This is a genomic window from Bacillus sp. FSL E2-0195, assembly GCF_038003645.1.
Taxonomy (GTDB): Bacteria; Bacillota; Bacilli; order Bacillales; family Bacillaceae_G; genus Bacillus_A; species Bacillus_A mycoides.
On sequence record NZ_JBBOPN010000001.1, the window covers coordinates 374,132 to 386,500 of the forward strand.

Annotated in this window: 13 protein-coding genes; 9 read left to right on the forward strand and 4 right to left on the reverse strand. The window is 34.2% G+C overall.

Annotated features, from left to right (window positions below; translation table 11 throughout):
- The first annotated feature begins 11 nt into the window (after positions 1–11).
- Both mtnA and MHH59_RS01990 read left to right on the forward strand, forming a co-directional pair.
- Positions 12–1,055 (forward strand): S-methyl-5-thioribose-1-phosphate isomerase, encoded by a 1,044-nt coding sequence (gene mtnA / locus MHH59_RS01985; protein WP_002124936.1) that lies wholly within the window; start codon positions 12–14, stop codon positions 1,053–1,055.
- 54 nt (positions 1,056–1,109) lie between these two features.
- Positions 1,110–1,751 carry an L-fuculose-phosphate aldolase gene (locus MHH59_RS01990; RefSeq protein ID WP_002029515.1) on the forward strand — a complete coding sequence of 214 codons (642 nt, stop codon included), beginning with the start codon at positions 1,110–1,112 and terminating at the stop codon, positions 1,749–1,751.
- 46 nt (positions 1,752–1,797) lie between these two features.
- Here the strand turns inward: MHH59_RS01990 and MHH59_RS01995 are convergent, their stop codons facing one another.
- From MHH59_RS01995 to MHH59_RS02005, 3 genes are read right to left on the reverse strand one after another with little or no spacing between them, the layout of a single operon-like run.
- On the reverse strand, positions 1,798–2,805 hold the full coding sequence (locus MHH59_RS01995; RefSeq protein WP_016121392.1) for a FecCD family ABC transporter permease: 1,008 nt from the start codon (positions 2,803–2,805) through the stop codon (positions 1,798–1,800).
- A complete protein-coding gene (locus MHH59_RS02000; RefSeq protein WP_002124938.1) occupies positions 2,802–3,842 on the reverse strand; it encodes a FecCD family ABC transporter permease in 1,041 nt (346 codons plus the stop codon). The genes MHH59_RS01995 and MHH59_RS02000 overlap by 4 nt, the downstream gene beginning before the upstream one ends.
- Positions 3,843–3,890: 48 nt before the next feature.
- Positions 3,891–4,808: an iron-hydroxamate ABC transporter substrate-binding protein gene (locus MHH59_RS02005; protein WP_000732562.1), complete on the reverse strand. Its 918-nt coding sequence runs from the start codon at positions 4,806–4,808 to the stop codon at positions 3,891–3,893.
- A 330-nt stretch (positions 4,809–5,138) separates the two neighbouring features.
- Between MHH59_RS02005 and MHH59_RS02010 the strand changes: the two genes are divergently transcribed.
- The gene (locus MHH59_RS02010) at positions 5,139–6,188 is read left to right on the forward strand and encodes an NAD(P)/FAD-dependent oxidoreductase (RefSeq protein WP_144513488.1); all 1,050 of its coding nucleotides are present in this window, start codon (positions 5,139–5,141) and stop codon (positions 6,186–6,188) included.
- A 231-nt stretch (positions 6,189–6,419) separates the two neighbouring features.
- On the opposite strand, the gene MHH59_RS02015 is transcribed toward MHH59_RS02010, so the two are convergent.
- Entirely contained in the window at positions 6,420–6,788 is a 369-nt protein-coding gene (locus MHH59_RS02015; RefSeq protein ID WP_098632960.1) for a hypothetical protein, read from the reverse strand.
- A gap of 182 nt (positions 6,789–6,970) precedes the next feature.
- Here MHH59_RS02015 and MHH59_RS02020 point away from each other — a divergent pair, with 182 nt between their 5' ends.
- From MHH59_RS02020 to MHH59_RS02045, 6 genes are all read left to right on the forward strand, one after another.
- Complete coding sequence (locus MHH59_RS02020) at positions 6,971–7,210, forward strand: helix-turn-helix domain-containing protein (protein WP_002010190.1); 240 nt, start codon at positions 6,971–6,973, stop codon at positions 7,208–7,210.
- A gap of 248 nt (positions 7,211–7,458) precedes the next feature.
- On the forward strand, positions 7,459–7,983 hold the full coding sequence (locus MHH59_RS02025; RefSeq protein ID WP_002029525.1) for a hypothetical protein: 525 nt from the start codon (positions 7,459–7,461) through the stop codon (positions 7,981–7,983).
- A gap of 20 nt (positions 7,984–8,003) precedes the next feature.
- Entirely contained in the window at positions 8,004–8,447 is a 444-nt protein-coding gene (locus MHH59_RS02030; protein WP_002029527.1) for a hypothetical protein, read from the forward strand.
- 178 nt (positions 8,448–8,625) lie between these two features.
- On the forward strand, positions 8,626–9,294 hold the full coding sequence (locus MHH59_RS02035; protein WP_002029528.1) for a hypothetical protein: 669 nt from the start codon (positions 8,626–8,628) through the stop codon (positions 9,292–9,294).
- A 231-nt stretch (positions 9,295–9,525) separates the two neighbouring features.
- Positions 9,526–10,791, forward strand: coding sequence for a hypothetical protein (locus MHH59_RS02040; RefSeq protein WP_002016709.1), 1,266 nt, complete (start codon positions 9,526–9,528; stop codon positions 10,789–10,791).
- A gap of 140 nt (positions 10,792–10,931) precedes the next feature.
- On the forward strand, positions 10,932–12,158 hold the full coding sequence (locus tag MHH59_RS02045) for an ATP-binding protein (protein WP_016121398.1): 1,227 nt from the start codon (positions 10,932–10,934) through the stop codon (positions 12,156–12,158).
- The last annotated feature ends 211 nt before the right edge of the window (positions 12,159–12,369 follow it).

Sequence of the window (12,369 nt, forward strand, 5' to 3'; positions counted from 1 at the left end):
GGGAGAAGATGATGGCAGAGCAATTAATACCAATTCAGTGGAAAGATGATGCTTTAGTGTTATTGGATCAAACGGTATTACCGAACGAAGTAGTCTATGAATCTTTTAAAACGGCTGAGGGTGTGTGGGATGCGATTCAAGTAATGAAAGTACGAGGAGCGCCGGCAATAGGTGTTTCAGCAGCCTACGGTGTGTATTTAGGAGTAAAGGAAGTTGCGGAAAGTTCGGCGGAAGAATTCATAGCGGAAGTAAAAAAGGTATGTGCATACTTAGCGACATCAAGACCGACGGCAGTAAATTTATTTTGGGCGCTTGAAAGAATGGAAAGTGTCGCGAAAGAGAATGCTCACTTATCAATTGCGCAGTTGAAAGATAGATTATTAGAAGAAGCAAAAGAGATTCATAGAGAAGATGAAGAAATTAACCGTCAAATTGGAGAACATGCATTAACATTATTCCATGATGGCATGGGGGTATTAACGCATTGTAATGCAGGTGCATTAGCAACGACTAAGTATGGAACTGCGACAGCTCCAATGTACTTAGCGAAAGAAAAAGGATGGGACTTAAAAATTTATTCCGATGAAACACGCCCTAGATTACAAGGTTCAACGTTAACGGCATTAGAGCTGCAGCGAGCGGGAATTGATGTAACGGTCATTACAGATAATATGGCGGCAATGGTCATGTCACAAGGGAAAATCGATGCAGTAATCGTTGGATGTGATCGTGTAGCAGCAAACGGGGATGTAGCAAATAAAATTGGAACATTAGGTGTTTCGATTTTGGCTAAATATTATAACATTCCGTTTTATGTAGCAGCACCAACGCCGACAATTGATTTGAAAACACTGACAGGAAAAGAAATTCCAATTGAAGAAAGGGATGCTTCTGAAGTGATCAATCGTTTCGGACAATACTCTGCTCCTCAAGAAAGTAAAGTATACAATCCGGCATTTGATGTCACGCCATATGAAAATGTAACAGCGATTATTACGGAAAAAGGAATTGTGAGAGCACCGTTTATGGAGAATTTAAAAAAGTTATTTCAATAAGTAGATAGTTTTTAGAAAAATAGTCATCATAAGTTTCTTACTAGGGGGATGTATATGTTACTGCAAAAAGAAAGAGAAGAAGTTGTAGCGTACGGAAAGAAAATGATTTCTAGTGGTTTAACAAAGGGGACTGGCGGTAATATTAGTATTTTCAATCGTGAACAAGGTCTTGTTGCAATTAGCCCAAGTGGTCTAGATTATTATGAAACGACGCCTGAAGATGTAGTTATATTGAATTTAGATGGTGAAGTGATAGAAGGAGAGAGAAAACCATCAAGCGAATTAGATATGCACCTTATCTATTATAGAAATCGTGAAGATATAAATGCGCTTGTACATACACATTCTCCTTATGCGAAGACAATCGCATCATTAGGATGGGAACTTCCTGCTGTATCATATTTAATTGCTTTCGCAGGCCCGAATGTACGCTGTGCACCATATGAAACATTTGGTACGGAGCAATTAGCAGAGGCTGCTTTCGAGGGCATGATTGATCGCCGTGCAGTTTTACTTGCGAACCATGGTTTAATGGCCGGAGCGAATAATATAAAAATGGCGTTTACTATTGCAGAAGAAATAGAGTTTTGTGCTCAAATTTATTATCAAACGAAAAGTGTCGGAGAACCGAAATTACTGCCAGAAGACGAGATGGAGAATTTGGCGAAGAAGTTTGAAGGGTATGGGCAGCAGTAAAATGAAATGAAAACACCCTCAAGAAAAAAATCTTGAGGGTGTTTCTCTATGCCTTCTTCAATAACAAATACATAAAGTAAGGTGCACCAATTAAAGCAACGACAATACCAGCTGGAATACCGCTAGGTTCGACGATATTTCGTCCAATTGTATCCGCTAGTAGTAATAACCATCCGCCGATTAAAACGGCGATAGGGATGAATATTTGATGCCTTGGACCTACTAAAGATTTGGCGATGTGAGGAGCCATAAGTCCGATAAAGCTAATGCCTCCTGTTACGGAAACAGCAGCGGCAGCAAGTGCAACGGCTGCGATTAATAAGTATCTTCGTTCTTTTTCAATTTCAATTCCAACACCGATTGCTACTGGCTCGTTTAATGCTAGTATATTTAATCTATTTGCCTTATAGAAAACAAATGGGATTAATACGATTAGCCAAGGAAGCATTGCTAAAACAAATGTCCAGTCATCTCCCCAAATGTTTCCGGCAATCCATTTAGCGATAAAGTCTACTTTCATACGATCTGCAGATGAAATAAGTACAATCATCGCGCCAGATAGTGCAAAGGAAAAACCGATGCCGGTTAATGTTAATCTTATTGGCTGAAGGCCTGTGGATTTGCTATATGAAAATACGTAAATTAGAACAGCTGTTAGAAACGCACCGATAAATCCAACGACTGGTAGTAGGTAAAGAAATGAACCTACGTCTATCGGGAAGTATAGAAAGAAAACAGAAACTGCAACACCAGCACCAGCGTTAATGCCGAGAATACCAGGTTCAGCTAAATCGTTTCGGGTAATACCTTGTAATATAGCACCTGATAAAGCGAGTGCCATACCGGCTAATAATGTAATGACGATTCTAGGTAGCCTTAAAGAATATAAAACGAATTCTTCTTTAAATGAACCTTGTCCCATAAGTGTTGGGATTAATCTGTCATAGGAGAGAGCGGCAGAACCGAGTCCCATTCCAATTACAATTGTTGTGATGGTAAGTATGAGTAATGCAAGTATGATAAGGCGTTGTTTCTTTAGAATAGATTGCATCATGAGAAAGTTCTTCCTCCTTTACGTACAATAAATAGGAAGAATGGTAATCCTACAATTGCGACGATTGCAGCAACTGGTGTTTCATACGGAGCGTTAATTGTACGTCCGATTGTATCTGCGAGCAGCATAAAGGAAGCACCAGCGATCGCTGACATCGGTATAACAAAACGGTAATCTGGTCCAACGATTGGACGAACCATATGAGGTATCATTAAGCCGATAAATGCCATGTTTCCGACAAGCGCTACAGAAGCACCTGCAAGCAAGATAATAATGATAAATAAAATTGTTTTAATGACGATAATCTTTTGACCGAGTCCAACAGCAACTTCTTCACTGAAACTAAGAACTGTTAATTTCTTTGCAAGTAAGATAGCGATAAATATACTTATTGAAATAACCGGAATAATAATTTTTAATTGGCTCCAACTCGTTCCAATTACGCCCCCAGCCGTCCACATTGATACATCTTGTGAAATTTTAAAGTAAATGCCAACACCTTCTGAGATTGCAAGTAGAAATGCTGAAACAGCAGCACCAGCTAATACAATTCGAAGAGGGGAAAGTCCGCCCTTTTTCACCATGCCAATTCCAAATACCATAATAGCGCCAATTGCAGCACCGATAAAGCAAGCTAGTGTTAAGTAAAGGTAGCTTATAGAAGGATTGAAGGCAAGTGTTAGTGCAAGTGCAGCATTTGCGCCACCAGTTAGGCCAAGTAATCCAGGATCGGCAAGTGGGTTTCGCGTTAATCCTTGCATAATTGCACCAGAAACAGCGAGTCCAGCCCCTACAAAAATAGCAGCAACTTCACGTGGTAAACGTATTTCACGAAGGATGGATAGCTTATCTCCTTTAGCAGAGGAAGTAAGTGCTAACCATACGTCTTTTATAGAAGTATCTGCAGCGCCTAACACCATTGCAAACATAAAAATAAGAAAGAATGCAATGATACTCAAAATTAATTTGTATGTAAAAGCGTTGGAACGTAGGTTGTCTTGCTCTTTTTTCATTCGTTTCACATCTTTTCTTTTCATAGAATAAAGGAAGAGGAATTCTTAAATTAAGAATTCCTCATGTTTGTATTATTGACCAAGAAAGCTCTTCTTGAAGAAGTCTAGTTGGAAATCTAATGTAAGTGGATCATTGAAATAGAATTCCATCATGTTTGCTTCATATACACGATTATTTTTTACTGCTGGAATGTTTTTATATGATTCTGTCTCTTGGAATGAGTTATCAGTATCTTTGTTTTTACTTACGATTAAGTAATCACCAGCAAACTCAGGTAATACCTCAGTAGATAATGCGTAGTATCCTTCCTTTAAAGCTTTTTCTTTTACTTTTTCAGGCATTTTTAATTTCATTTCTTGGTAAAGAATTTCTGTTCCGCGGCCCCAGTTTTCGCCGTATACGTAAAGCTGTTTGTTGAAGTTTTCAACAACAGAAACTGTTGCATCTTCACCAATCTTCGCTTTAATGTCTTTTCCAGCTGTTTGTGCGCGTTTCTTGAAATCATCAACCCAAGTTTTTGCTTCTTTTTCTTTATTTAATAATTTACCGATTTCTAAGTGTTGTGTTAAGTAATCAACTTTTCCGTAAGTGTATGTTACAGTAGGAGCGATTTTCTTTAGCTTATCAACATTTTTAATATTTGATAAACCAATGATTAAATCTGGATTTAATTCTGCAATCTTTTCAACATTTTCATCTGATACTTCAGCGACATTTTTCAGTTTGCTATCGAAACGTGGGTTTTGTTTAGACCATGAATCTACCCCAACAAGATTTACCCCTAATGACATTACGTTACCAGCGAATGATGATAGGACAACAACACGTTGTGGATTTGCTGGAACTTCTACTTTACCATTTTCAGATTGGTATGTAATTGTTTCTGATTTCTTACCTTTTGCGTCGTTCTTCTTGTCTGTTGAACCGTTGCTACAAGCACTCATAACAAGGACGAACAGAACTGTTAGTGAAATAAATAATTTTTTCATCGTCTTTCTCCTTTTGATAGATGATATGTGATATACAATAAATTGTTTAGCTTTGATTTTTTGAAAAGTTAGTGGTAATACAAAAGTCTTATTAACAATCTTGAACTTGAGATTTTACCATGTAGTATTCACCATAGTAATAGAAGAAGATGTAATCTCACAGTTGCTAATAATTAACAAATTGATAATGATTATCACTATTGATTCTTTAAATACTATAATTTTATATAGGTGTATTGTCAATAGTGATTTTGATTGTAAAATTTATAAAAACAAGTTATATTTTATTGAGAATGATAATCAATTATTAGTAGCTGAGGAGTGACACGAATGAATCAAGAAGAATTGTTTGATGTAACTGTGATAGGCGGAGGACCTGCAGGGCTTTATTCAGCTTTTTATAGTGGACTAAGAGAGATGAAAACGAAAATAATAGAATTTCAACCACAGTTAGGTGGAAAAATACATGTTTATCCGGAGAAAATGATTTGGGATATTGGCGGATTATTACCGGTCACTGGTGAGAAATTAATTGAGCAACTTGTACAACAAGGATTAACATTTCAGCCTGAAGTTGTATTGAATACAAAAATAGAATCAATTATTCGTAATCAGGATGGCATTTTTACGTTGAAAACAAGCTCTGGGGAAGAACATTTTTCAAAAACAGTGATCGTCGCAACTGGGAGTGGTATATTGAATCCACAAAAGTTATCAATTGAAGGTGCTGAGAGATTCGAAGTCTCAAATTTAAATTATACAGTTAAATCGTTAAAACGTTTCAAAGATAAAACGGTAATTATTTCAGGCGGAGGGAACTCCGCAATTGATTGGGCGAACGAATTAGAACCAATCGCGAAAAAAGTTTATTTAACATATAGAAAAGAAGAATTATCTGGTCATGAAGCACAAGTAAAACAACTTATGAACAGTTCAGCAGAATGTTTCTTTAATACATCGATTACAAAATTAATTGCTGGTGATAACCATGAAGCGATTGAATATGTAGAATTAACAAATCATGAAACTGGAGAAGTTTCTCATTTATCTATCGATGAAGTTATTATTAATCATGGATATGAACGCGATATAACATTATTAGAAAATAGTGAGCTAGATGTTGCTATTATTGATAATTATTATATTGCAGGGAATGCAAATAGTGAGTCCTCGGTAGACGGATTATATGCCGCTGGAGATATTTTAAAGCATGACGGAAAATTACATTTAATTGCAGGGGCATTCCAAGATGCTGGAAATGCTGTGAATAAAGCGAAACAATTTATTCAACCTGATGCAAGTGAGTACGGAATGGTTTCTTCCCATAATGAAGTATTTAAGAAGAGAAATCGAGAATTGATTAAGCAGATGATGAAATAATAAAGGAACAAGTATACCCCCATTTACATCTCTATTTCTATGGACGAGAGATACAAATGGGGTTTTTCCTGTTTACTATATTTTCAATCATTTTCATGACACCGTTTTCATTAGTTCATGTCATATGAATGTATTTCTATAAAAAGGGAACACAAAGACTTGAACATTTTATTTGTAAATATTTCCAGGAAACAATGAATCTATAGTTGGTTTGTGCGGACCATTATTAAATTATGCTGTCCCTTTTTCCTGTGCATTAGGAAATGGGATATTTTGTATAGAAACAATATATTGTTTTCCATGTTGTCGAGCTAATAATTCTAATATTTGACGAACGCGTTTTGTAAGATTGCCTTGTTTTTTTATAGCTTCACAATATGCATCATAGAAAACGTATTTAGCCCAAAGGAAATCATCTTGTTGGAATAAGAAATGATTTTTGTACCATTCACCAATCGTATGATAACAATTATTTTCATGTACTGCTGCACTTTGTGAAAGAATACGATCGGATAAAGACTTAGATAGATGAGAAATTGTGTTTTCTGTTTCAACTCGTAATGTTTTTTCTAACATTGTAATGATGTGACGAGTAGCCATATGTTAACTCTCCTTTGTGTAAATGGGTAATACCATTCTATATTTAAAAAAATACTTACTATACTATTATACAATATATGGAATGCATCTACCTGCTTTTTAATTTGTATTTACAAAATCTTTTTTATTTGTTTACAAAAATAAAGTAAGATACATTATGTATATGAAAAAATAATAAAGGAATGAACACATTGTATATAACAATAGAAGAGGCTGCGGAGTATTTGAAATTACCAAAATCGTATGTTGAAGACTTAATTCAGCAAAAGAAAGTTCGTGCATTGTTTGATGGAGAGCAATATTTAATAAATAAGGAACAGTTTAATACACATTTAGAACAAATGGAGAAATATAAGCAGTTAGTGGAAGAAATATTAAATGAACCAATTCCAGAAGATATGGATGTTAAAGACGAAGATTAAATTTATAAAAATCCCCCGTATTAAGATATGCAGAAATGTATCTTAATACGGGGGATTTTTATATTAAGGGATGAAAAAGTCATCCGAAATCCTAGAGTTACTTTAAGGGAAAGAAGATTTTATAGGGATTAGTACTATTAGTTAAAAGCATATTTTTTCATAGCGGGGACAAACATAGCGAACATAACCTGTACAGATACATATACTATCAGTGCAAAAGCTTATAAATTAATGGAAGGGGTTTTCTCGTGAGTTTATTTCATTGGGATTTTTTGAAAGAATTAATTGGATCTTATGTAAGAGTAAACAGAGGTGGACCGGAATCTCAAAAAGGAATAATAGTGTCAGTATGTACGGACTACGTCGTATTACAGAATGAAAAAGGAGAGTACCATTACTACCAGCTTCGCCATCTGAAAAGCATTACAAAAAATACGAAAGATGGTGGGATAGGTGATTCTGTATGGTCGGAAGAAGACAGTGCAGAAGACTTTGAAACACTACTTCAAGGCTTCAAATACCGCTGGGTGAAAATTAATCGTGGTGGTCCAGAGAAAGTTGAAGGTATTTTACAAGACGTTTCTTGCGATTATGTAACGTTAATTATAAAAGAAGAAGTGGTATTAATTGCACTATCTCATATTAAGAGTGTTAATTATAATGCACCAGTAAGTGGAGAGAATAGTGATGAGAGTAGCGATGAGAAAAGTAATGAAAACAGTAATAATTCAAGTCGCGCTCGTGCACAAAGACAATCAAGTAGAGGAAGATAATAAGAAAGGAGGGTACAAAATTGGAGAGTGTATTATGCTGTGATCAAATTAAAGGTTTAGTCGGTGAAAATGTAAAAGTAAATCTTCGCGGACCAGAAAGTAGAGTAGGTGTACTCGTATCATTAGGAAAAGATTACCTTACACTACAATTGCCTCTTGGAGAATTAGTATATTACCAGTTGAAACATGTGAAGAGTCTAGTTAGGAAAGTGAAAGAAGCACCGGGAGAATATGGTTCATATTTCTATGCTGATGAAGATACTTTTTTAGATGTATTAAATGACTTGAAGTATAAATGGATAAAGATTAATCGTGGTGGACCAGAGTGTGTGGAAGGTTTATTAAGTGATATACATGATGGAAGTATTACACTAGTAAACGGTGATGAGGTCATTTATATAATTAATTCTCATATTAAGAGTGTGAGTCAAATAGTTAAAAACAAAAAGAATGAAGAAGAATAATGTTTAATAAATAAAAGGGGCATTATGATTGAAAGTGAAGAACGATTTCATATTTTGCTGCAATAATTTCGCGGTATATGAAAAAGAATTCTTACTATTAAAAGACGGAACATTGCCCCTGATTATTTTTTTGAAATGGAAGACAGAAAAGCGCAATTTCATAGAAAGGAGGATATAGATGAATGAGTTAAACAAGAACATTGGGGAAAATATATACGTTAAATTAATCGGTGAAAGAAAGTTTAGAGGTATATTAATTGATGTAGGGAATGATATTGTTGTTCTTTACAATGGACAAGACTATGTATATATATCTTTATACCATATCCAATATTATAAATTTTTAAGAGAGCATGATGAAGAAATATTAAAGCCTGGTGTGGACTCTGTAATTAAGAGGGAATCACCTTCAATTTCTTTGAGAAAAGTATTAATCACATCTAAAGGGATTTTTACAGAAATTTATGTGGCAGGAAATGTTCCGATACACGGTTATGTTACAAGTGTAATGAACGATTATATTGTTTTTTATAGTCCAGTTTATAAAACGGTATATATATCTTTAAAGCATTTGAAATGGCTAATTCCTTATAAAGAGAACCAAGTCCCTTATTCCCTCAATAAAAATGAACTCCCCGTAAATCCATTAAATATTACTTTAGCGAGAACGTTCGAAGAACAGCTTATTAAAATGTCTGGGAAAATTATGGTGTTTGATTTAGGTGAAGAATCTAACAAAATCGGAAAGATGGCGAAAATTGATGAAGGGCATATTGAAATATTAAAAGCACGTGATGCAAAAATGTATGTGAATATTCAACATGTAAAATCTGTCCATTGTCCGTAGACTAGTTGAAAGGGCTGGCTTTTTCTTTTATATATAGGGAAGAAAAGGTCGAGCCTATTTGTTTAATTCGATTTGGATATGAGGGGGAAATGAATTGAATATCATATAGGTATGTTAGTGTGATCTTTGAAGGGGCAATCTTGTACTAAAGGTGTACGAGCTACCTTTTTGTGTATTCAACTCACTTTTGAGGAAGTGCTGCTCAACTACTTTATTAAAGGGGTTTTGTTTGTGGAGCAGTTTCCAGATTCGTTTTCGATTACATTACTTGGCAGTGCTGGTGGAGCAGCAAAAGCAGTGTTAGCAATTTTGAATCAAGCGGTAGTAAATGAAAAAGATCCAATTTATGAAGTGATAAAGAATGTGAACTTCCATTTAGTGGATATAAAACAAAAAGATAAAAGTTATTATGATGAGTTGTTTCCAAATTTGAAAGAGCAATTTTTTTTATATGAAATAAACCTTCAAGATGTAGTCAAATTTAAACATCATTTAAAGGAAAAAAGAACGAAGGTTGTTATTGATGTTTCAGGTGCAGATACAATTAGGGTACTGAGTTGTTGTAATGACCTTGGCATTTGTTATATTAATTCGGCTTTGGAAAATGAGGCAGTAGATCAAGACGATAGTTTACTTGGTTTTCAGCTTACGGAAAGGTATACGAGGTTTGAGAAGGAGAAAGAAACATTTACAAATACAAGAGCGATTATAGGCTCAGGTATGAATCCTGGTGTTGTTCAATGGATGGTTGTTGAGCTTATGAAAGAACGTCCAAATGAAAAGCCGCGAGCATGCTATATTGTAGAACATGATAATTCATTTTTGAATGATAAAGAGCTTATAAAACCTCATACACTTTATGCATCATGGGCAGTCGAGCGTTTTCTTGATGAAGCGATATGGAGTTATCCTATGTATATGAGTCATCATCGTCCACTTTACTTTTATGAGGATGTATATGCTTCAGAGTATAAAGTAAAGTTAGGTGAAAAAGAATTTTATGGTTGCTTAATGCCACATGAAGAAGTTTTAATTTTAGGGAAATCCTTTAATATGGAAGTGGGTTTTCTTTATCGGATCAATGAGTATACAACAAACTTAATTAGACAGAACTTAGATAAAGTGGAAGATTTATGGAATTGGAATCGTAAAGTATTTAATCCAGCAGAAGATGATATTATAGGAGAAGATTTAGTCGGTGTGTTACTCGTTTATGAACATAATGAGACATACATGTATAATGTAATGAATAGTAGCCAAGTTTTTCAAAAATATAAAACAAATGCGACGTACTTCCAAGTAGGGTGTGGAATTTATGCTGGCTTATGTAGTTTACTGTTAGATACTTTTGGACAAGGCGCTTATTATGTAGAAGAATTATTATTAAATACTGAAAGTAAGTATGGGGAATATTTAAATTTATATATGAAGGATTTTGTAGTAGGACATAATAATTTTACAGATGGATTGCTAAATGATAGGGTAAGATGGATATAAGTTGTGACTAAAAGGAAGGAGAGATCTCCTTCCTTTTAGTATTATAAGGTTACATATTGCCCTGAAAGCAATTTCATACTTATAATTTAAGTAGATAACAGTGGAAATGTTTTTTTGTATCGATCAAGGGGAGTTTTTATATGAACAAATACAAGAGCTTGATTTATGAAGAAAGAGAAGCTTTAAAAGTATTTATATTATTATTCTATATTATATTCTTTTTATATGACGTTATCTATTGTTTTGTTTATCCCGCTATGAATATTAATGAAGCAAGGGTAGGGTGGCCAGAAGGTGGTATGGGAATAGGTGTATATATATTAGTAATATCTTTATTTCCTATTTCAATATATCTTCAAAAACAAGGTTATGTACATTTTGTGAAATACTTATTTTTAATTGGGTACATGCTTATTGATCTTATTAATAACTTAATGATTTATTTACACAGTGATCGTGTTTTTGAAAATGGAAATATGGTTGAAATATTTTTAATTCTATTTGCACCGATTTTCGTGAACAGAAAATATTTTTATTTCGTTTCCTGTAGTGTAATTGGAAAATATGTATTTTTTACTTTGATATTACAAGATGTAAAAGTTGTGATTCCGCTTGTATTATGTATATTCTTTTTCATCATTTCGCATTCTTTATTAAAGAGATTTCAATCTTATGTAAGGACAGTTGTTGAGATGATGAACAGTATGAAAGAGACAGAAAATTTAGCGGTTATTGGGACTATGTCTACAACAATCGCTCATGAAATTCGAAATCCATTAACAGCTTTAAAAGGATTTACACAAATTCAAAAAGAAAGAAATCCTGAAGATACGATGAGCTATGAGATTATGCTGCAAGAAATTGAGAGAATTAATGGGTTTGTTAGTGAATTGATGTTATTAGGAAAACCGAAACCAACAAATTATGAATGGTGTAATATAGGGGAAATCCTTTTATATGTTGTACAGTTAATGGAAAGCTATGCGACTCAATATAAAGTGAAATTTAATTTGCAAGTAGATGGAAATTTACCCGTTATAAATGGTGATGATAAGCAATTAAAACAAGTGTTGTTAAACATCATCAAAAATGGAATTGAATCGATGCCAGGAGGCGGGAATATTCGGATTCTGGCATATGAAAAAGCTGGAGAGAACTTGTGTATTTCTGTTGAAGATCAAGGTCTTGGGATAGAAAATGAGAAAATAGAAAAGATCGGAAAAGCTTTTTATACAACAAAAGAGAATGGTACAGGTCTTGGATTAATGATTACATATAAAATTATTGAAGAACATCAAGGGAGTATCGCGATTGAAAGTAGTATGGGGATAGGAACGAAAGTGGAAATTTATTTACCAACAGTGTAGTGCATTAGACGAAATTACTTTTCAGAAAAGTGTTCTTGTTGTGTAAATATAAACATTTTATAAAATGTTTCAAGAAGGGTTTTTTTTATAAAAAACTTCGTTTATAATGGAGGAAAATATCGACATAGAGCTTTTAGCTCATGTAACGGTTCAGTAGTGTTATGAAAAGAAAAGAAGGGGTGCACGCGCATCCTTTTTTCTATGCAGATAT

What these genes read in the sequence shown, in the direction of transcription:
- mtnA (WP_002124936.1), top strand. Translation starts at nt 12, where the DNA reads ATGGCAGAGCAATTAATACCAATTCAGTGGAAAGATGATGCTTTAGTG.
- MHH59_RS01990 (WP_002029515.1), top strand. Translation starts at nt 1,110, where the DNA reads ATGTTACTGCAAAAAGAAAGAGAAGAAGTTGTAGCGTACGGAAAGAAA.
- MHH59_RS01995 (WP_016121392.1), bottom strand. Translation starts at nt 2,805, where the DNA reads ATGATGCAATCTATTCTAAAGAAACAACGCCTTATCATACTTGCATTA.
- MHH59_RS02000 (WP_002124938.1), bottom strand. Translation starts at nt 3,842, where the DNA reads ATGAAAAGAAAAGATGTGAAACGAATGAAAAAAGAGCAAGACAACCTA.
- MHH59_RS02005 (WP_000732562.1), bottom strand. Translation starts at nt 4,808, where the DNA reads ATGAAAAAATTATTTATTTCACTAACAGTTCTGTTCGTCCTTGTTATG.
- MHH59_RS02010 (WP_144513488.1), top strand. Translation starts at nt 5,139, where the DNA reads ATGAATCAAGAAGAATTGTTTGATGTAACTGTGATAGGCGGAGGACCT.
- MHH59_RS02015 (WP_098632960.1), bottom strand. Translation starts at nt 6,788, where the DNA reads ATGGCTACTCGTCACATCATTACAATGTTAGAAAAAACATTACGAGTT.
- MHH59_RS02020 (WP_002010190.1), top strand. Translation starts at nt 6,971, where the DNA reads ATGAACACATTGTATATAACAATAGAAGAGGCTGCGGAGTATTTGAAA.
- MHH59_RS02035 (WP_002029528.1), top strand. Translation starts at nt 8,626, where the DNA reads ATGAATGAGTTAAACAAGAACATTGGGGAAAATATATACGTTAAATTA.
- MHH59_RS02045 (WP_016121398.1), top strand. Translation starts at nt 10,932, where the DNA reads ATGAACAAATACAAGAGCTTGATTTATGAAGAAAGAGAAGCTTTAAAA.